The organism is Sphingobacterium sp. NPDC055346 (genome assembly GCF_053645235.1).
Map to the genome: position 1 here is coordinate 153,458 of NZ_JBSHMI010000008.1, position 20,053 is coordinate 173,510.

General features: G+C 39.0%; 17 protein-coding genes. 5 read left to right on the forward strand and 12 right to left on the reverse strand.

Features of this window, described 5'->3' with window-relative positions:
* Window positions 1-118: 118 nt before the first annotated feature.
* The gene (locus ACWICE_RS16450) at window positions 119-865 is read right to left on the reverse strand and encodes a head GIN domain-containing protein (RefSeq protein WP_454291151.1); all 747 of its coding nucleotides are present in this window, start codon (window positions 863-865) and stop codon (window positions 119-121) included.
* 179 nt (window positions 866-1,044) lie between these two features.
* Here ACWICE_RS16450 and ACWICE_RS16455 point away from each other — a divergent pair, with 179 nt between their 5' ends.
* The 4 genes from ACWICE_RS16455 (at window position 1,045) to ACWICE_RS16470 (ending at window position 5,340) form a co-directional block, all read left to right on the forward strand.
* Window positions 1,045-1,605: a Crp/Fnr family transcriptional regulator gene (locus ACWICE_RS16455; RefSeq protein WP_454291152.1), complete on the forward strand. Its 561-nt coding sequence runs from the start codon at window positions 1,045-1,047 to the stop codon at window positions 1,603-1,605.
* A gap of 179 nt (window positions 1,606-1,784) precedes the next feature.
* Window positions 1,785-3,176 carry a TolC family protein gene (locus tag ACWICE_RS16460; protein WP_454298806.1) on the forward strand — a complete coding sequence of 464 codons (1,392 nt, stop codon included), beginning with the start codon at window positions 1,785-1,787 and terminating at the stop codon, window positions 3,174-3,176.
* 2 nt (window positions 3,177-3,178) lie between these two features.
* On the forward strand, window positions 3,179-4,144 hold the full coding sequence (locus ACWICE_RS16465; RefSeq protein WP_185214418.1) for an HlyD family secretion protein: 966 nt from the start codon (window positions 3,179-3,181) through the stop codon (window positions 4,142-4,144).
* Between the two features lie 5 nt (window positions 4,145-4,149).
* On the forward strand, window positions 4,150-5,340 hold the full coding sequence (locus tag ACWICE_RS16470; protein WP_454298807.1) for an ABC transporter permease: 1,191 nt from the start codon (window positions 4,150-4,152) through the stop codon (window positions 5,338-5,340).
* Window positions 5,341-5,579: 239 nt separating this feature from the next.
* On the opposite strand, the gene ACWICE_RS16475 is transcribed toward ACWICE_RS16470, so the two are convergent.
* The 5 genes from ACWICE_RS16475 to ACWICE_RS16495 form a co-directional block, all read right to left on the reverse strand.
* Complete coding sequence (locus ACWICE_RS16475; RefSeq protein ID WP_185214420.1) at window positions 5,580-6,206, reverse strand: hypothetical protein; 627 nt, start codon at window positions 6,204-6,206, stop codon at window positions 5,580-5,582.
* A gap of 45 nt (window positions 6,207-6,251) precedes the next feature.
* On the reverse strand, window positions 6,252-7,370 hold the full coding sequence (gene lpxB / locus ACWICE_RS16480) for a lipid-A-disaccharide synthase (RefSeq protein WP_313259176.1): 1,119 nt from the start codon (window positions 7,368-7,370) through the stop codon (window positions 6,252-6,254).
* A gap of 129 nt (window positions 7,371-7,499) precedes the next feature.
* Window positions 7,500-8,702, reverse strand: coding sequence for a porin (locus ACWICE_RS16485; protein WP_254527103.1), 1,203 nt, complete (start codon window positions 8,700-8,702; stop codon window positions 7,500-7,502).
* A gap of 1 nt (window position 8,703) precedes the next feature.
* Window positions 8,704-9,777 carry an agmatine deiminase family protein gene (locus ACWICE_RS16490; RefSeq protein WP_454291157.1) on the reverse strand — a complete coding sequence of 358 codons (1,074 nt, stop codon included), beginning with the start codon at window positions 9,775-9,777 and terminating at the stop codon, window positions 8,704-8,706.
* 73 nt (window positions 9,778-9,850) lie between these two features.
* Complete coding sequence (locus tag ACWICE_RS16495; protein WP_313259180.1) at window positions 9,851-10,726, reverse strand: carbon-nitrogen hydrolase; 876 nt, start codon at window positions 10,724-10,726, stop codon at window positions 9,851-9,853.
* A gap of 109 nt (window positions 10,727-10,835) precedes the next feature.
* On the opposite strand from ACWICE_RS16495, the gene dinB reads away from it, so the two are divergent.
* Window positions 10,836-11,903, forward strand: a complete 1,068-nt coding sequence (gene dinB / locus ACWICE_RS16500; protein WP_313259183.1) for a DNA polymerase IV — start codon at window positions 10,836-10,838, stop codon at window positions 11,901-11,903.
* Here the strand turns inward: dinB and ACWICE_RS16505 are convergent.
* From ACWICE_RS16505 to ACWICE_RS16530, 6 genes are all read right to left on the reverse strand, one after another.
* Window positions 11,895-13,286: an exonuclease domain-containing protein gene (locus tag ACWICE_RS16505; protein WP_313259184.1), complete on the reverse strand. Its 1,392-nt coding sequence runs from the start codon at window positions 13,284-13,286 to the stop codon at window positions 11,895-11,897. The genes dinB and ACWICE_RS16505 overlap by 9 nt on opposite strands.
* 70 nt (window positions 13,287-13,356) lie before the next feature.
* The gene (gene asnA / locus ACWICE_RS16510; RefSeq protein ID WP_185214427.1) at window positions 13,357-14,361 is read right to left on the reverse strand and encodes an aspartate--ammonia ligase; all 1,005 of its coding nucleotides are present in this window, start codon (window positions 14,359-14,361) and stop codon (window positions 13,357-13,359) included.
* 143 nt (window positions 14,362-14,504) lie between these two features.
* The gene (locus ACWICE_RS16515; RefSeq protein ID WP_454298808.1) at window positions 14,505-15,785 is read right to left on the reverse strand and encodes an anthranilate synthase component I family protein; all 1,281 of its coding nucleotides are present in this window, start codon (window positions 15,783-15,785) and stop codon (window positions 14,505-14,507) included.
* Between the two features lie 5 nt (window positions 15,786-15,790).
* Window positions 15,791-17,062, reverse strand: a complete 1,272-nt coding sequence (locus ACWICE_RS16520; protein WP_185214429.1) for an adenylosuccinate synthase — start codon at window positions 17,060-17,062, stop codon at window positions 15,791-15,793.
* Between the two features lie 126 nt (window positions 17,063-17,188).
* Entirely contained in the window at window positions 17,189-17,683 is a 495-nt protein-coding gene (locus tag ACWICE_RS16525; protein ID WP_454298809.1) for a Fur family transcriptional regulator, read from the reverse strand.
* Between the two features lie 81 nt (window positions 17,684-17,764).
* The gene (locus ACWICE_RS16530) at window positions 17,765-19,969 is read right to left on the reverse strand and encodes a RelA/SpoT family protein (RefSeq protein ID WP_185214431.1); all 2,205 of its coding nucleotides are present in this window, start codon (window positions 19,967-19,969) and stop codon (window positions 17,765-17,767) included.
* Between the last annotated feature and the right edge of the window lie 84 nt (window positions 19,970-20,053).

Sequence of the window (20,053 nt, forward strand, 5' to 3'; positions counted from 1 at the left end):
AATGTTAACTTTCCTATAGAAAGGAAACAGTTCGTTCGCTCTGCTACCAAAGACATGGATTTTAACAAAAAAGGAGCTAAGTTTTAATTTAGCTCCTTTGATTCATTCTTAAAATACTTTATAGCTGGCTAACCGAACCACCTGATGAATGATTGACTGATTTAGACTTTGGATTACCAGAATATTCGACTTTTGCACCAGATGAAACATTTGCGTTTAATTCATTCGATACATTGATTTTCAATCCGGCACCTGAACTACCATTAACTGTTAAATTTGTGGTTTTCAAGTTCTGTAAAAATGCTTTACCATTTGAGGACATATTTACAGTGGTCTGTTTGGCCAAACCAGATAAGGTCAATTCTCCAGAACTGGAAGCATTGATTGCCAATTTCTCGGTCTTTAATTCCCCTGACATTTTACCGGCAGAACTTAGGTTTATTTCCGATGAGGTAGCTTCAACCTTTCCAGTTTTCAATTTTCCCGCTGAGGAAAGGTCTGCATTGAAATTATTGACACTTATTGGATCTAAAATCTCTAATGATCCTGCTGAACTGATTGCTATCGAATTAATGGTAGAATTGCTATACACAGTAACTTTCAATGAATTAGCATTTCTGATATTGCTGCCTCTTTTTACCTGGATCTTTAAATTGCCACCCTTGACCTCAGTTACAATTTTATTTAATAGATCTTGTCTTGAAACATCGACTACCACTTCATTTTTAGAGGACTTGATAAACTTAGCTTGAATACCTGAAGCAACCGAAATCCCTGAAATATTACCGATTTTTCTAGTTTCATGATGCTGCGCATGCGCCATTGTCATAAAGGCTAACATGATGACTGTTAGTGTAATTTTCATTTTTTATAATTGATTAGTTTAAAGCTGCAATATCCAACAGCTTTCTAGCCATAAATGTAATTAATTTTTTAGAAAATATCTTTTTGAATGGACCCCTTCAACCAAAAAAATAATGCATAATTCATTTGTTTAGGCCAATTAAAAACAATATTTTCAATGTTTATCAGCAGAAATTTCCGATGACCCTATTAAAATATTTTAAGGAACTTTACCATATCAATGATGACCTCGAACAATTCTTTGATTCTATTATTGAAATTAAGGAATATGCTAAAGGGGATGTAATCTTTGAGCCTGATACTTACTTAAGATATATTTATTTTATCGAATCTGGATTTACCAGGATTTACTATTATAAAAACAAAAGAGAAATAACACATTATTTCTTTGGTCCAAATACCTTTGGAACCGGTATTGAAAGTGTCTTTTATAAAAAGCCATCTCTTTTTGGCTTTCAGGCATTGGCTCCTTCCAAGGTCTGTTTGATTCCGTTTGCTGCAATTGAAGAACTTTCTAATACAGATATTACCGTCAATAAGATTATTCAGAAAGTCCTTTTAGACTCCCTGATAAACTTTTCCAATAGGTTCTACAAAACGCAGTTTGAAACTGCGCATGAGCGTTATAATGCACTGATTGAAGAAAACCCGGAGTTGTTCCAAAATGCGTCTTTAGGTCACATCGCATCATACCTTGGCATTTCCCAACAGACACTATCGGTAATACGAGGGATCAAATAGTAATTTTTCTATATAAGCCTGCAGCTAATTTTATCTTCCTTACTCAATAAGATCATTTTAATGGTATTTATTATGGATTGAATTTTAGATTAATGTTCTTTTTTAAGATATCTGAAATTTATTCATCTAAAACACTTGCATCTTTGTCTTGTTAAAAGATTAAGTCAAACTGATTCAAAATGGATTTTAAAATTAATAAAACCTTATCAAGCTTAGCTTTCGTGTTGCTTACAACCATGACTGCTTATGGGCAAGAGGGGCTGGAAGCTTTCAAAGCACCTGTTGAGAAGGCGGTTAATTATAATAAATCACTGATCAATGCCAACCTTGAAAATCAAAAGGTAGCATTGGACCGTGAAAACGTAAAAGGAAAGTTGTTGCCAACCGTTTCTGCAAACGCAATGTATGGTTATCTGAACAGCAACATAGATGTGGATCTTCCTGCCAAAACCTTGCCTTTGCTAGGTACCAGCATTTTTGATGGTTCTCAACGCATGAACTTATCTACTCAAATTGGAATGGCTGGTGTAACAGCTACTCAGGTAATTTTCAGTGGTCTGCAGATCACAAACGGACAAAAGGCATTGGAACAGAAGTTTAAAGCACAACAATTGATGACTGAAGCTGGTTATGATGAATTGGCTCAAGAAGTGTTGCACAGTTTTGACCAATTAATGCTACTGAAAGAAGTCGACCTTTTGATTATCGACTCTGAAAAAAGATTGAATAAGGAGCATGTCAAAGTGGTGAAAGGAATTGAAAACGGCTTTGCAATCCCATATGATCGCGATAAGATTAAATTGGCGATGTTGGAATTGGAAAGTAAAAAAGCAGAGGTGCAAAGTAATAGGGAGCTCCTGTACTTCAAGCTACAGGAACTGACAGGGATGGATATCAATGAGTTGGAAGCTGTTAATTACCAGCTTCAAGAAATCAATCTGGAAATGGAATCGGCTAAACAGATGAACAGAAAGGAGCTTCAAGCACTGGAAGCCTCCCAGAAAGCCTATGAATTTGTGTTGAAAAAAGAAAAAGGCGCAAAGCTTCCGCAGGTATTTGCATTTGGAAATGTCTCCTATTTCAATGCTTTTGGTACAAATGCTACGTTGAAAGATCTACCTCATTTGGGTGATTTAAAATTAGAGGCCAATCATTTAAGGATGGCACCCAATTTTGCTTTGGGGGTAGGGGTCAAATGGACCATATTTGAAGGAAAGGCCCATAAAACTGCCATAGATAAGGCTAGATTGGATATTCAGATCAATAAAAACAAACTTGCTGACACCAAGGAGAAGCTTTCCCTATTGCAGCGAAAAACTGAAGTAGATTATAATTTGGCCATGAAAAAAATAAGCGTAAGCAACCAGCAGGTTGAAATTGCCAAGAACAATCTACACTTAGCTTCTAGACAGTTTGAAGAAGGCTTGGCGGATGTGACAGAAAGGTTGGAAGCAGAAAATGAATTTTACAAACAGTCATTGGGCTTTTACAACCAAGTCTTAAATCAGCGCTTGGCAGCATCGGAGTTATTAAAAGCAAACGGAAACTTATACCAAACCATCACTAGATAATCATGAAAAACATTATATACACAATAGCAGGCATTATTCTTTTACAAAGTTGTTCTGGGGACAATGCTAAAAAGGAACCAAAATTAGAAGGAAAAATTGAGCGTGATCAGATCGCGGTGACCACAAAAATCCCGGGAAAGATCCAGAAGATTTTAGTGGAGGTAGGAGAGTCCGTCCACAAAGGGGATACCTTGATCGTACTGGAGTTACCTGAAGTAGATGCGAAATCAATTCAAGCTGAAGGGGCATTAGCTGCCGCTCAGGCTCAATACGAAATGGCTGTGAAGGGTGCAACTGATGGACAGTTGAAGCAACTGCATGCCAAGGTAGATGGCCTCAAGGAACAATTTGATTTTGCTCAGAAATCCCTGGACCGCATGAACAACCTCCTCAAGGATTCATTGATCGCCCAACAGAAATATGATGAAGTCTATGCAAAATATCAAGGTGCAAAGAATCAATACCTTGCTGCTCAGGCTGAATTAGCAGATGTACAGCATGGTGCCCGTATAGAGCAACAAAGAATGGCCTTAGGTCAGAAAGAGCGTGCCCTAGGTGCTGTGGACGAAGTGAAAGTTGCCGGCAAGGAAAGGTATATTCTAGCACCTCAGGATATGACTGTAGAAAACATCAATTTGCAGGTAGGTGAACTTGCCTTAGCAGGATACAGCTTGGTTTCGGGATACATCAATGATGCCACTTTTTTTAGGGTAACCATTCCTGAAAGCAAAGTGAAAGACTTTACAAAAGGACAAGAGAAAATCCTGACCGTTCCATATTTGGACAATAAGGAAATCAAGGCAAAAGTGGAAACCATAAAACCATTGAGTTCTTATGCAAATATCTCCACGGCATACCCTGATTTTGAAGAACAGGAGACCTTGTTTGAAATCCATTTAAAACCAGTGGACAAACAGGAATCTAAGGATCTATTAACTAAAGCGACTTTCTTAGTCAAACAAAACTAATTATCATGAAGAATTTTTGGAGTTTAATAATAAGAGAATTCAAGCTTTTCTTTCAGAATAAAGTATTGCTTGTGCTTTTCCTTGGTGCTCCTGTGCTATATGGTGTTTTGGTAGGCGGAGTATATAAGAAGGGTAAAGTGACAAACTTACCCATCATAGTGGTGGATGAAGACAGAAGCCCATTGAGTAGACAGTTGATCGATATGTTTGAGGAAAATGAGGTCATTTATGTGGCAAAGGTTCTCAACGATCCTTTCAAGGCTAAAGATGAAGCCATGAAAACGGAATCAACCGTAGTCGTTCAGATCCCTCGTAATTTTTCGTCCGACATTAATTATAATCGAAGTACGGAACTGACCTTGTTTGTCAATGCCTCCAACACCTTGACTTCCAATTACGCCATGATGGCCGTGAATGTTGCTGCATCAACCTTAAAAGCTGGTATACAGATCAAAGCACAGCAGAAGAAAGGTGTACCTGAATTTGTTGCCAGCAAACAGTTTGAACCCTTTAAGATTACCATGATCAAGCAAAATATCCGCAGTGGTAACTACTTGTATTTTATGTTGCCAGGAGTGCTGTTAACGGTTTTGCAACAGGTCATGATGCTTGGACTGGCACTGAGCTTTGCCTCAGAATTTGAAAAAGGCACGTTCAACGAATTGGTCAACAGATCTAAAAACGTATTTGTACTGATCCTGGTGAAAATTTTGCCTTACATCTTAATGTCCTTCCTGATCTTTGGACTGTACTATGCTTATTCGATTTGGTATAGGATGCCATTAGAACTCGATGGCTGGACTTTCTTTGGTTCAACCATGTTATTCCTCTTGGCAGTAAGCTTCATCGGTGTGCTGGTCAGTATTGTTATTCCAAGTCAGTTGAAGGCTACCGAGATCCTGATGGTCATTGCGACCCCAAGTTTTATCTTGAGTGGTTTTACATGGCCATTGAGCCAAATGCCTGATTGGGTGGTAGGCATTGCGAAAATGATTCCATTGACCCATTATTTACAGATTTTCCGTACCTTAATGATCGAAAAAGGTACATCTGCTTATCTGCATGGCCCGATTTTAGGATTAGCCATAATTGCGGTAGTTACCTTTATAGCTTCAATAATTCTCTTGCAATTGAAGATCAATAAGGCTAAAAAAGAAAATAAAACAAAAGAAAATTCGCAACATGCATTAGGGTAGAGCCCATTCAATTTCATTCTTTTAAGAATAACAACTAATAAAATTGTACAGCTCCTTCTGACCTTATTCGAGACACATTCCGAAATTTCCGAATATGTCTCGAATAAGGTCAAAACATGGTTCGAATGATTCGAACCCAATATCAATAATAAAGGGATATAAAAAAACGGTCAGATGCTTACACCTGATCGTTTTTTTTATGCTCCGAAAATAGCGCGGACTAACATTTTATTCTGTTATTATTCCTTTGCTTTTATTTCCACTGATCCTTCTCTACCAGGAGAACCAGAGTAAATCTGTCCTTGCGGCATTCCTCTTAACCCAGGGTAGGACATAGAGATACGGCTGTATATCTGGCCAATCTCACTGGTTGGATTAACCCTTAGACCACCTTCCTTAATATCAACAAATAGGTAGTTGTTTCCTTTTTTATCCTTGGTTTGTGGATTGACTCCTGTTGGATCATAGGTAATACTAACTTTTCCACCGTTGCCATTCGGGAATGTCTTGGTACCGTTGAAAGCATCTAGACCTCTAGCAATTATGAATAGGGATCCCAATTTTTTAAAATTGACGTCCATATCAATATTGGTTGCATTGTTCTTGCTGTCTTGCCCGGTAATCACCACATTTTTACCGATTTCAGCATATCCAATTTCGAGTTTTACATCCTTTTTGGCATAGAACTCTATTTTGGATTTATCTTTCATGATCAAGGTATCTATTTTCAAGATCATGGAAGAGTCTCCTCTGCTGAAAACTTTTTTGTCTTTTTTTCCAAGCTCTAGGCGTGGAATATGTTGAACTTCTTGCGCATATGTAAAGAAGCTACCTAAAATAAACGCTAAACTTAATATATATTTCATTTCATTATCCTCCTGTATATTAGGACAATATTATTGGAAAAAAGTTTAATTTTCAGCCTTCATATATTCCACTATCAATTTAGCGGTTTTTTCGGAGGCACCTGGAGTTCCCATTTTCTCCATAAGGACATCATAATTTTCTAATACACTGGCCCGATGCTCAGGATTTGATATCAATAAACCAAGTTCATCCGAAATATTAGATGTGGTACAATCTTTCTGGATCAATTCGATTACGGAAAGATAATCGTTGATCAGATTTACCAATGAGATAAACCGAACTTTAATGACCTGCCTAGCAATCATGACCGAGATAGGATTTGCTTTATAGACGACTACCTGGGGCACCCTTAGGAGTGCGGTTTCCAACGTTGCAGTACCACTGGTCACCACTGCTGCTTCAGCATGCTTTAGAAGGTCATAGGTTTGATCAAAAATGACTGGGATAGGGTAATCGCCAATATACCTTTGATAGAGGCTCAGGTCAATGTTAGGGGCACCGGCTATGACCAATTGATGCGCAGGAAATCGATTGTACAGATCTACCATTTCAGGAAGGAGATGCTCGATTTCCATTTTCCTGCTTCCAGGCAATAAGGCAATGATCGGACTTTTGTCCAAGCCATTTTTTTCTCGGAAATCAGGTTGGAACTTATAGGCAGAAATTGCATCCAATAGGGGATTGCCTACATAGTCCACATCATATCTGAATTCTTTATAGAACTTGACCTCAAAAGGAAGGATACAGAACATATGGTCCACTACTTTTTTGATCTTGTAAACGCGTTTCTGATTCCAGGCCCAAATTTTAGGCGAAATATAATAGTTTACGGGAATTCCGAGCTTCTTGGCGAATTCCGCTATTTTCATATTGAAGCCAGGGAAATCAATCAAGATCAGGCAATCAGGTTGGACCTTTTGTATATCTTCCTTTACTTTTTTAAGGTTCCTGGAAATGCTACGAAGGTTCATCAAAACCTCCACGAAACCCATAAATGCCATTTCAGAGGTATGGATCAGGACAGGGACTTCAGCAGCCTCTTGCATCTGATCGCCACCAACAATATGGAATTCAGCTTCGGGGTCTTCTTTTTTTAATGCTTTGATCAGGTTTGCACCATGCAGATCGCCTGATGTTTCACCGGCTATTAAGTAATATTTCATTGCAACAATTAATCTTTAAAGATAAGGATTCTTATAACCATGATGCAATAAAAGGGGAAAATCCATAGGATTAAATGACAAAGGCCGCAAAATTACTTGCAGCCTTTGGATATGAGGTGTTGGAAAGTATTAGATTCCCAATTCAACTTGGAACATGGCGCCCCAAGAGCTTTTGTCATTACTGTTGTTGAAATGGCCATCTTTGAAGGTATAATTACCATTCAATTGGAATTTCAAGCGGTGGGCTTTCATATATTTGGTAAGGCCTAACTCCACCACTTCGGTTTGTCTTTCAAATGCCTTGATTTCACTATCCGGCTGAACTAAGGTGTATCTACCAGCTATTTCATAGCCATGGTTCATAAGATAGGACATTTGTTGGTTTATACCCCATCCTTTATACGCGACAGTTTCCTGCGGCTTTTCTTCATCTGTGATGTTAAATGGATTATCTACATCACGACGCATGTATTCAGCTTGGTATGCAAAACCACTGTATTTAAACATCGCATCTGCAAATGTGGTTTTGAAAGTAAAAGGATTTTGTACGAACCTACCTAACTGACCACCTTCTCTTTTGGTTCTATCGTTATAACTGTATCCAGCACCAATAGATACTTTTGGTGTTTCTTCTCGTTCTAAGTCACCTTCTTGGTAATCATTTTCATTGGTAAATTTACCCAAAGGTAGGAATTCAACACGACCGGTATATGCTAATCCTGGATCGGTTGAAGCTGCAGCACGACCTTCACCTGTTGAGATAGCGGCTTTTGCGTTGAATGGCATATTCCCGATTTTCTTACTCAAATTCAGGGAAATACCAAAGTCACGGTCTAAGGTAAAGTTGTCATTTACCAAGGAACGATCGGCGAACTGCAATTGCCCTGAGGAATTTACACGTTGGCGGTTACCCGGTAATTTATTCTGTCCAAAAGAGATATAGAAGTCATCTGAAAAGTTATAGAACATCACCGCGTCCCTTACGATATTTGCTACCTTGGTATCATCGTAATCTTGGTCACTGCGGGTAAAGGCTAATTGTACCGAATAGGAAATCTTTGGGGTATAGATGTATCCATCCATACGCATACGCAGTCTTCTGATCCTGGCATCAAATTTACCATCGTCAATATCATTCAGTTCCTGTTTGAAACCTAATCGGTTTTGCATTCTAAAACGAAAGTTGATATAAAACAAAGAATCATTCGATTTATACTGAATACCTTTGAAATTCAATATCGTTGCACGGTCATCTCTTTCTTGAGCCTGAGCCATACATAGGCCTAAAAAGATGAATGCTGAGGTTAATAAGAGCTGTTTTAGGTTTTTCATATTATATTGAAGGTTCTTGTTGACTTAAACAGTGAAAACTTCCCAATCCCCAAATAATATCTACAGAATCGATTCCGATTACTTTTCTATCAGGGAAGACACTTTGAATAATTTCTAAGGCTTTTTGATCATTTTTATCATTAAAAACAGGTACAATAACCACTTTGTTTGCAATGTAAAAGTTTGCGTATGAAGCAGGTAGCCTTTGCTCATCGTATTCTACCGGTCTTGGCATCGGCAACTCAATTACATTTAGAGAGCGACCATCCAAAAGCTTCATGCCTTTTAAGTTGTCTAGGTTCTCCTGTAATAAAGCATAGTTTTCGTCCGATTTATCCTCCTCAACGACCGTTAGAACGGTGTCCTCTGAAACAAATCTCGTAATATCGTCGATATGCCCATCCGTATCATCGCCAACAATTCCGTCACCTAACCAAAGGACTTGGTCTTGGCCATAGTAATCCTTCAAATAAGTTTCAATTTGCTCTTTATTGAGATGCGGGTTCCTGTTTTCGTTCAATAGGCAAGCGGTAGTGGTCAAGATAGTTCCTTTCCCATTAAATTCTACAGATCCACCTTCCATTACGATTGGTGGAGTAAATAGTTTAAGGTTGAATTCTTTTGCGATCTTTGTAGGAACTACATCATCTAGATCAAATGGTGGGTATTTTCCGCCCCAAGCATTGTATCCCCAATCTACGATAGCTTTTTCGCCCGTTTCGCGATTGATTACAAAGGCAGGGCCATGGTCACGGCACCAGGCATCATTGGTCGGGTTGAAATAGAAACTGATGTTTTCCATTTTAGCACCCGATTTTTCAATATGGCCGAGAGCAAATGCTTTCATTTCTTCATCAGCAACATTGATGCGGACAAGTTGATCCTCGGCAACCAGTTTAATAAACTGGCAATATGGTTCGTAAATGGTTTCTATTTTTCCTGGCCATGATTCTTCCTTGTGCGGCCAACTTAACCAAAGTGCATCCTGTTTTTCCCATTCTGCTGGAAAAACAAAGCCTTGAGCTTTGGGAGTATCTTGAAATGAATATAAATCTGAGTTGATATGCGCTGTCATAATAAATTAGCGTAAAAAAACTATGTTTCGTGGTACAAAACATAGTTCTTATTATATTTTAAATTAAAGCTTATTAATCTTCGTCAATAAACCTTTTGGTAATTGGGCTATAGGTTTCAATACGTCGATCACGTAGGAAAGGCCAGTGTTTGCGGAAATAATCGGATTGATTTAAATCGATTTCCACGACTTCCACTTCTTCTTTATCGTGAGAAGCTAAGTACAATAATTTACCCTGTGCATTGGTAGCAAAACTACCGCCCCAGAATTTCATGGCACCATCTTGTTCAAAACCAACGCGGTTTACCGATACTACCGGAACTCCATTTGCAACGGCGTGCGAACGTTGGATAGTTTGCCAAGCATTGTATTGGTCTTGATTGGTTTCCTCGTCTTGATCAGTCGCCCATCCGATAGCAGTAGGGTAGAACATGATTTCAGCACCCATAAGAGCAGTAATCCTAGAAGCCTCTGGATACCATTGATCCCAACAGATCAATACCCCAATCTTACCAAATTTTGTATTGAATACTTTATAACCTAAATCACCTGGTGTGAAATAGAATTTTTCGTAGAATGCGGGATCATCAGGGATATGCATCTTGCGGTATTTACCAAGGTAAGAACCGTCTGCATCTAAGATAGCTGTGGTATTATGATATAATCCTTGCGCTCTTTTTTCGAATAGAGAAGCAATGATTACTACTCCTAACTCTTTAGCCACGGCAGAAAGGGCATCTGTAGAAGGTCCAGGGATTGCTTCTGCTAAATCAAAATTATCGTAATCTTCCACATCGCAGAAATACAAAGAAGTAAATAACTCTTGCAAACATACAATTTGTGCACCTTTGGCAGCAGCTTCACGAACTTTCTCAATAGCTTTGTTTAGGTTCGTTTGTTTGTCTTTTACACAAGACATTTGAACCATACCAACTTTAACTTTACTCATTTTTTAATAATATATTGGACTTAGCGCAAAGATACTATAATTTCATGGCTTAAAGTCAAATTTGGGCTTTGGATATGTAGTATTAATACCATTTTTTTACTTTTGGATAATGCGAAAGATCATTCATATCGACATGGATGCATTTTATGCTTCTGTGGAACAGCGCGATTTCCCTGAATTTAGGGGAAAGCCTCTTGCCGTTGGTGGTTCGCCAGATGGCAGGGGAGTTGTGGCCACGGCTAGCTATGAAGCCCGAAAATTTGGGGTGAAATCAGCAATGTCATCGCGGATGGCCCTACAACTGTGCCCACATTTACTTTTTACCTATCCGAGATTTGATGTCTATAAGGAAGTTTCCAATCATATACGTTCCATATTCAGCCGCTATACGGATTTGATCGAGCCATTGTCCCTAGATGAGGCCTATTTGGATGTAACAGAGGATAAGCAGGGGATTGGATCAGCAATTGAAATCGCGAAGCAAATTAAAGATGCCATTTCTGATGAACTGGATTTAACTGCCTCTGCTGGGGTTTCGGTCAATAAGTTTGTAGCTAAAATCGCCTCTGATTTCCAGAAACCTGATGGCTTGACTTTTATTGGGCCTTCGAAGATAGTTTCATTTCTGGAAAAATTGCCTATCGAGAAGTTCTTTGGTGTCGGAAAAGTAACGGCCAAAAAGATGAACCAAATGGGGATATTCAATGGACATGACCTGAAGAGGTTTTCGGAAATAGAGATGATCCAGCATTTCGGAAAGTCGGGAAAGTTCTTCTATCAAATTGTCCGTGGGGAGGATAACCGGCCTGTTAAACCTAATAGGATCAGTAAGTCTATCGGGGTGGAAGATACTTTTGAGACGGACCTAAGGGAACGGGAGGATATGGTGGAAGAAATAAAAAGGATTTCAAGTAAATTATTCAAGCGCCTCAAAAAAGCAGAGAAGTTTGGTAAGACCATTACCTTAAAGGTGAAGTTTGGAGATTTTACGCAGATTACAAGAAGCCGGACCTTTTTCACGCCCATGGAACAGCTTGAGGATATCGAGAATCAGGCCCTGGACCTTTTGGATAAACTGGATCTGCAAGAAAGTCGGGTCAGGTTACTGGGAGTAACGATATCGAATTTTCATGATTTAGAAGCTGTGGAAGAGGGATATCAATTGACTCTATTCTAGAGAAGGAACACCTTTTAATTGCAGGACTTTATTGGGGTATAATGTTGCATAGCTTTCTGCCAAGTGGTTCATGTAAAAGTTATTGATCACCAAATCATCTTGGCCGACAATGTTTTCAATATCTATGTTTTCATCATCATTCTCAACGAATCCAATAGCATATACCTTATTGTCCTTATAATATACATAGCTTTTCTCGTTCATGTGCCTTCCTTTGTCCAAAATAACAAAACTACGTTTCTGATCGGTCAAGGACTCAATAGCTTGGGTTACCTTGAGATTGTACTCCTCCAATTCGGGTAATGTTTTGTTCGAGGGAACATCCTTAGATTCCTTCGGTGCATTAGGATTAGAAAAGAAAGAACATAATCGTAAATCTAACTCGAATTCTTGAACTAATTTGAGCAAAAGCTGTGTGGATTCATGAACGCTATTGAAATAGTAAATGGGTTTTACATTTTTGCGGACCTGGCAAATGGATAGCCTGATATATCCATTTTGATCTTCATAGTCCAACAAGCCGTATTTGGGTTCAAACTTCTTTAGAGCTCGGTTGTAGATCGGCCAGTTCTTCTTGATCAGGTGGCACTCCAATAGAAATGCCATTAATTCAGTTCCAGTTTCCTGGAATTCAATATAGCAGATTTCATTGATAAAGCTTTGTCTCCTTTGTCCTGTATTATTTCCCGTAAAATGGGAAATCACTCTTTTCTTAATATTGTTTGCTTTACCGACATAGATGACCTTGGAACTGGAATTCTTAAAAATATACACTCCGGTACTCATGGGAAGGTTATTGACCTGCTCTGAAGAAATATGGGTCGGGATTCGCTGCTCCTTAGCCTTATGTTTGATGGAATTTTCAATAATTTGATGGCTATCGGCTTCCTGAAGTTGCTGGAATAGGGTAACCGTAGCTTCGGCATCTCCCTTCGCTCGGTGCCTATCCTGTATGTCAATGCCTAAGGATTGGCAAAGACGCCCAAGACTATATGAATTAAGGTTTGGAAAGATCTTTTTTGATAACCTGACGGTACAGAGCCTGGATGCTTTCCAGTCGTAACCTGAATTCTTCAGTGAAGATTGGATGAAGGAATAATCGAAATGTACGTTATGGGCAACAAAAATCTTGTTCTCCAAGAGATTAAAGACCATTTCTGCCACATCAGCAAAAACAGGGGAGTCCTTGACCATTTCATCCGTAATGCCCGTAAGGGCTTGGATATGGAATGGAATAGGTTGTTCAGGATTGATTAAGGTGCTGTATTCGTTTATTACCCGATCGCCATCATAAATGAAAATCGCTATTTCAGTAATTTGACTGGCAGAGGCATAACCACCAGTGGTTTCGATATCGACTATAGCAAAGTGTGAAGACTCCATTAAACAAAAATAATACTAATAATTTTATTTACTAAAATTATTAGTATTATTTTCGATTAATCTTTAAAGATTATAGTAATTCAACTCCTTGGTCTAGGAGTTCTTCTTTTTTCTTTGGATCCCAGATACTTACTTGAACCTCTCCAATATGTTTTAGTTTCAACATAAACATACAGATTCTGGATTGACCGATACCACCACCAATGGATTCTGGCAATAGATCATTCAATAACATCTGGTGGAAGGTCAGTTTTTGACGGTCTAGGCTGTTTCTGATTTCCAATTGGGTCATCAGTGCTTTTTTATCGACACGGATTCCCATAGATGATAGTTCAAAGGCAGAACCAAGGATAGGGTTCCATACCAAGATATCACCGTTTAATCCTCTGTATCCAAGGCTATTGTCTGTGCTCCAATCATCATAATCTGCTGCACGGCCATCATGGGCAAGCCCGTTGGAAAGAGCGCCTCCGATACCATATAGGAATACGGCACCATATTCTTTTGAGATAGCGTTTTCACGCTCTTTAGGAGATAGGTGCGGATAAGCTAATAACAATTCTTCGGAAGAAATGAACTTGATTTCTTTTGGAAGGATAGTCTCAACGTGTGGATATTTTTCGGCAACTGCTTGTTCGGTAGAATAGATTACTCCGTAGATCTTTTCTACAGTTTCTTTCAGGAAATCTAGATTACGGTCATCATAGCGGATGCATTTTTCCCAATCCCATTGATCCACATATATAGAATGGATCGGGGAGTAATCTTCATCGGGGCGTAATGCTCGCATATCAGTTAGGATACCTTCTCCAGGTTCCATTTCCAATTCTTTCAATCTGATTCTTTTCCATTTTGCCAATGAGTGCACTACAACGGCTCTTTGGTCTGATAATGATTTGATCGGAAAAGACACAGGTCTCTCGATTCCATTTAAATCATCGTTAATTCCTGTCCCATCCAAAACCACTATTGGTGAAGAAACAGGTGTGAGGTTTAATACTTCCTTCAATCGAGATGCAAATGTTTCCTTAACAAACGTGATCGCTTGCTCTCTTTTTAAAATATGACGTCCCATTAAAAATTTTACAATATAAACATAGCTTAGTAAGACATCTGTCCACTAATTTTCATAATCGAAACAAAAATAACAAAATGTTAATGATTTGCAGATTTTATTGAAAAAATAACTACAATATATTGGGTATCTGATGAATTTATTTAAAGCTTTTGTTCTAAAGCTTTCAAAATCGCACTTGCTTTGGTATAACATTCGGCGAATTCATGCGCTGCATTGGCATCTACAGTGATGGCACTGCCGGTATGGAAGGATAGGTATTGTTGGGTTTTATTGAAGAGAATGGTACGGATGACCACGTTAAAGTCGAAATCACCGTCAGCAGAAAAGTATCCAATAGCTCCTGAATACACTCCGCGACGTGATGTTTCGTATTTATCACATAATTTCATGGCTGAAATCTTTGGTGCACCTGTCATTGAACCAGCCGGAAAGGTGTTTCGAATAACTTCAGTTTCAGTTAGGCTTTCATCCATTTCACATGATACCGTGGAAATCATTTGGTGGACATGCTCAAAGGTATAGATTCCGAGTTTCTCCGTCACCTCAACTGTTCCCGGAATGGCACTTCTCGTCAGGTCATTTCGAACGAGATCCACAATCATGACGTTCTCCGAAATCTCTTTGGGATTGCTTGCAAGATTGTTCCTCAATTCTTCATCTTCTTTTGCATTCTTTCCTCGAGCTGCAGTTCCTTTGATCGGTTGGGAAACCAAAGTTTTTCCTCTTTTTGCAAGAAAGCGTTCGGGAGAAGCGCTGATGACGTACTTGTCCCTGACCTTGATGAAAGATGAGAATGGAGTAGGGGAAAGGCTATTCAAACGTAGGTACAGGGCCACAGGATTATCAATCTCTGCCTGGTCATCATAAAACTCCTGACAGAGGTTGGCTTCATATATATCACCCTGATAAATATGCCTCTGGATATTATTGAAAGCATCAAAATATGCCGTTTGATCCATTCTAGGCTGTATCTTGCCCTTAAATTGGTAATGCAGATCCAGACTTGGGTACATACTGATCTCTTCAAATGTTTTTTGAGGATCCTCCGCAGTTATACTGATTGAATCCTTGTCGAATTCAATTAATATCTGAGGAATAAAGAAGTACGCGTCGGGAAAACCAAGTGGGTTAGGGTGGTTAGTTTGAAGATCTTCGACCTCGTTTTTGAGGTCATAACTAAGAAATCCCGGTATCAAAGTGTTTGGATACCGGGATTTAAAGTTTTCTAGATCAGTAAAGACTGATCCTACATTGGCTGAGAATTCTTCCTTAGCACCAATGGCTAATAGATTCCCAATCTTTGAATATTGATTTTGGAAACCATTTGATTGAAAAAGACATACCGTATCAAATCCTTTAGACCAATTAAGTGCCTGAAGTAAAAATGTAGAAGAGTCCGTTTCAAAAATGGCTTTTGCCATATTTCTTATAAAACAATAGTTTGCGTACGATCTGGACCTACTGACAAATACTTAATTGGCACATTTAATTCTTGTTCTAAGAAAGCAATGTAATTGTTCAATGCAGCTGGAATTTCATCTTTACTACGGATACCAGTTAAATCTGTATTCCATCCTTCAACTTCTTTCAGGATAGGCTCAGGTTGGTGAGTTATGATTTCATATGGCATGTAATCGATAGTTTCACCTTGGTATTTATAGTGTGTACAAACGTAGATCTTGTCAAAAGTATCCAATACATCCGCTTTCATCATGATCAATTCAGTAACACCGTTGATCATAATGGCATATTTCAATGCAGGAAGATCAATCCATCCGGTACGACGAGCTCTACCTGTAGTCGCGCCAAACTCATGACCTAATTGGCGTAATTTCTCGCCAGTTTCATTTTCAAGTTCTGTCGGGAATGGACCGCCACCTACACGGGTTGCATAAGCTTTAAAGATTCCGAATACTTCACCAATTTTGTTTGGAGCAATTCCTAAACCTGTACAAGCACCAGCAGTAGTGGTATTTGAAGAAGTTACGAATGGATAAGAACCGAAGTCAACATCCAGAAGAGTTCCCTGTGCACCTTCTGCCAACACACGCTTACCGTCTTTTAGGTATTGGTTTACTAAGTGTTCAGAATCTACATGAGGGATAGATTTCAAGAATTCAATAGCATCCATGAACGCTTTTTCCTTTTCAGAAAAATCAGGAATCTCACCATAGTGAGCTAACATGGAAAGGTGCTTTTGCTTAAGTTTTTCGTAACGCTCCATAAAGTCGGGAAGAGTTGTATCTCCGACTCTTAAGCCATTACGGCCAGTTTTGTCCATATAAGTAGGACCGATACCTTTAAGTGTAGAACCGATCTTACCAGCGCCCATATTAGATTCAGATGCTGCATCCAATAGTTGATGGGTTGGTAAAATTAAGTGTGCTTTACGCGCAATTACCAAGTTTCCTTTACCAACTGGATCGAATCCAGCGGCTTTAAGGTTGTCCAATTCTCTTTTTAGGATGATAGGGTCGATTACAACGCCGTTACCGATTAGGTTTAGGGTTCCTTCATTGAAGATTCCTGAAGGAATAGTGTTCAATACAAATTTCTTGTTGTCAAACTCTAAAGTGTGTCCCGCGTTTGGTCCGCCTTGGAAGCGAGCGATCAAATCATATTTTGGACAAAAAACATCAACGATTTTTCCTTTTCCCTCGTCTCCCCACTGCAATCCCAATAGCACATCAACTTGCATAGTATTACTTGAAATTTATTAGTTAAAATTTATTTTGTTTATTCACGAATCAAAAAAAAATTCGGAAAAAGGTGCTCATGTGCCTTTTTCCGAACAAAGGTATATATTAATTCCTCGAATGTTAAATTAATTTGAAATTACTGCTTCTTTTACGGGTGCCTCTTGGTTGAGTTTACTTTTTCTGCAGTCAGCACAGATTCCATATAGGTTTAGGGAATGGTGCTTGATATCAAAATTCAATAGGTCGCCAATCATGGATTGGATCTGGTAAACCCTAGGGTCACAAAACTCCACTACTTTATTGCACTCGATGCATATAACGTGGTCATGTTGTTTGTAACCATACGATTTTTCAAACTGAGCCATATTGCGGCCAAACTGATGTTTGGTCACCAAGTCACATGATACCAATAATTCTAGGGTATTATATACCGTCGCTCTACTTACACGGTATTTTTTGTTTTTCATGTGGACATATAGAGATTCTACATCGAAATGGTCTGATCTCGAGTAGATTTCTTCTAAGATTGCATAACGCTCAGGTGTTTTTCTGAGATTTTTGTTTTCTAAATAGGCTTCAAAAATCTTCTTTACGGTTTCGTAATTTTCCCCTTGTTTCATAAGGTATTTCCTTTATAAGTTCCAAATTTACCAAAATAGGATGGTAATATCCATGTGAAAATGTCAAGACCTTGTAAGTCTTTAGTTTTCTGACTCATATCGTGTTACTCCAGTAATGCCTGGAATCTGTTTCAAATGCTTGATTAAACTATCTAATTGATTGGTGTCGTTTACAAAGACCATGATATCCCCTTCAAATATCCCTTCGTTACTGGAAATGGAAAGAGAGCGGATGTTTACCTTGAAGTCCTGCGAAATGACGGTTGTGATCTTATTTACTAAGCCCACATCATCAATACCGACAATCTTCAATCCGGTTAAAAAGGCAACATTATTGTGCAATGATGCCCATTTAGCTTTTAATATTCTATAACCATAATTAGCCATCAACTTCGAAGCATTCGGACAGCTGGTGCGGTGGATCTTAATGCCATCATTGACTGTCAAGAAACCAAAAATATCATCACCAGGGATTGGGTTACAGCATGGTGCCAATGTATAATCGACTTTCTGATAATCATCGCCGATCAGGATGGTATCATCCTTTTTGTTGATCTTCTCAACCAACCCATTGATATGGGATTGGAATTGATTTTGATTTGCGTCTTCAGAACGCTCATTGGCAACAAAATTTCTAAGGTTCTTAATATCGATAGCTCCCTTGGCTACATTATAGAATAGCTCCTGAGAACTAGGGAATTTAAAGAAATTAGCGATTTTATTGATGTTTTCCGTGTTGTAGGTAATCTTTAGAGATTTCAGTTTTCTTTCCAAGATCTCCTTACCGTCCTCAGCTACACGACGTTTCTCTTCCTTCAAGGAAGATTTGATTTTTGACTTCGCCTTTGCCGTTACAACAAAGTTTAGCCAATCTTCTTTTGGAGTCTGTTTGCTGGAGGTGATAATCTCTACCTGATCGCCATTTAGAAGTTCATGGCTCAGGGGCACCAATTTATGGTTTACCTTGGCACCAATACAGGTTGCCCCAATATCGGTATGGATTTCAAAGGCAAAGTCAAGGGCCGTAGCACCGTTCGGAAGCTGCACCAAGGTACCTTTAGGCGTGAAGATAAAGATCTCGTCCGAGAACAAGTTCATTTTAAAATCATCCACAAAGTCCAGGGCGTTAGGTTCCGGATTGTTCAAAATATCTCGTACCTTTTGGATCCATTGATCCAAACCATTGTCAGAGTTCGACTCTTTATATTTCCAATGGGCAGCAAAACCCTTTTCGGCAATCTCATTCATCCTTCTCGTCCTGATCTGCACTTCTACCCATTGACCTCTCGGGCCCATAACGGTAGTGTGCAAAGACTCATAGCCATTTGCCTTCGGAGAAGACACCCAGTCGCGCAAGCGGTCTGGATTCGGACGATAAAGGTCAGTTACGATTGAATATACCTTCCAACATTCTGTTTTTTCCTTTTCATCATCCGTATCAATGATGATCCTGATGGCGAATAGGTCATAAACCTCTTCAAAAGGAATGGACTTCTTGCGCATCTTGTTCCAGATGGAGTGGATGGACTTAGGTCTTCCAAAAACAGAAGCATTGATACCTTCTTCAGCAAGAATCTCCTGAATAGGAGAAATGAAGTCAGCGATAAACTTTTCACGTTCAGCCTTCTTTTCATTCAGTTTCTTGGCGATAAACTTATACGTATCGGGATCCGTATATTTCATCGAGAGGTCTTCCAGCTCAGATTTTATGGCATACAATCCCAGTCGATGGGCTAGGGGAGCATAAAGGTAGCTGGTTTCCGAAGCGATCTTCAATTGCTTATGGCGGGCCATGAATTCCATGGTCCTCATATTATGAAGGCGGTCAGCCAGTTTAATTAAGATTACCCTAACATCATCCGCTAGGGTCAAAAGCATTTTTCTAAAGTTCTCGGCTTGCATGGAACTGTTCGGGTCAAAGATCCCAGAGATCTTGGTCAGGCCGTCGATAATACGGACCACTTTTTTTCCGAACTGTTCTTCGATATCTTGAAGGGTAACACTAGTATCCTCAACAACATCATGTAGCAATGCACAAACAATAGAAGTAGTTCCAAGTCCGATTTCTTCTGCAGCGATCTGTGCTACAGCGATAGGATGGTAAATATAAGGTTCGCCAGATTTCCGGCGCATATCTTTATGGCTTTCCAGTGCTAAATCGAAGGCCTTTCTGATCTGTTGCTTATCTCCTTTTTGAAGAGTGGGCTTACAAGCCCTTAAAAGTGCGCGGTATCTTTTACGGATTTCCTTATTTTCAGCCTCAATATCAATCACATATTCTTCCATAAAATTGCATTGCTATCAAAAAAAATAAAATAATTTGCTATATTTATTGAACAAATAATTAAAGATTTTATACTAAATTGTAAA

Excerpts from the sequence above, each read along its gene's own strand:
- ACWICE_RS16450 (WP_454291151.1), bottom strand. The coding sequence starts at position 865 with ATGAAAATTACACTAACAGTCATCATGTTAGCCTTTATGACAATGGCG.
- ACWICE_RS16455 (WP_454291152.1), top strand. The coding sequence starts at position 1,045 with ATGACCCTATTAAAATATTTTAAGGAACTTTACCATATCAATGATGAC.
- ACWICE_RS16460 (WP_454298806.1), top strand. The coding sequence starts at position 1,785 with ATGGATTTTAAAATTAATAAAACCTTATCAAGCTTAGCTTTCGTGTTG.
- ACWICE_RS16465 (WP_185214418.1), top strand. The coding sequence starts at position 3,179 with ATGAAAAACATTATATACACAATAGCAGGCATTATTCTTTTACAAAGT.
- ACWICE_RS16470 (WP_454298807.1), top strand. The coding sequence starts at position 4,150 with ATGAAGAATTTTTGGAGTTTAATAATAAGAGAATTCAAGCTTTTCTTT.
- ACWICE_RS16475 (WP_185214420.1), bottom strand. The coding sequence starts at position 6,206 with ATGAAATATATATTAAGTTTAGCGTTTATTTTAGGTAGCTTCTTTACA.
- lpxB (WP_313259176.1), bottom strand. The coding sequence starts at position 7,370 with ATGAAATATTACTTAATAGCCGGTGAAACATCAGGCGATCTGCATGGT.
- ACWICE_RS16485 (WP_254527103.1), bottom strand. The coding sequence starts at position 8,702 with ATGAAAAACCTAAAACAGCTCTTATTAACCTCAGCATTCATCTTTTTA.
- ACWICE_RS16490 (WP_454291157.1), bottom strand. The coding sequence starts at position 9,777 with ATGACAGCGCATATCAACTCAGATTTATATTCATTTCAAGATACTCCC.
- ACWICE_RS16495 (WP_313259180.1), bottom strand. The coding sequence starts at position 10,726 with ATGAGTAAAGTTAAAGTTGGTATGGTTCAAATGTCTTGTGTAAAAGAC.
- dinB (WP_313259183.1), top strand. The coding sequence starts at position 10,836 with ATGCGAAAGATCATTCATATCGACATGGATGCATTTTATGCTTCTGTG.
- ACWICE_RS16505 (WP_313259184.1), bottom strand. The coding sequence starts at position 13,286 with ATGGAGTCTTCACACTTTGCTATAGTCGATATCGAAACCACTGGTGGT.
- asnA (WP_185214427.1), bottom strand. The coding sequence starts at position 14,361 with ATGGGACGTCATATTTTAAAAAGAGAGCAAGCGATCACGTTTGTTAAG.
- ACWICE_RS16515 (WP_454298808.1), bottom strand. The coding sequence starts at position 15,785 with ATGGCAAAAGCCATTTTTGAAACGGACTCTTCTACATTTTTACTTCAG.
- ACWICE_RS16520 (WP_185214429.1), bottom strand. The coding sequence starts at position 17,062 with ATGCAAGTTGATGTGCTATTGGGATTGCAGTGGGGAGACGAGGGAAAA.
- ACWICE_RS16525 (WP_454298809.1), bottom strand. The coding sequence starts at position 17,683 with ATGAAACAAGGGGAAAATTACGAAACCGTAAAGAAGATTTTTGAAGCC.
- ACWICE_RS16530 (WP_185214431.1), bottom strand. The coding sequence starts at position 19,969 with ATGGAAGAATATGTGATTGATATTGAGGCTGAAAATAAGGAAATCCGT.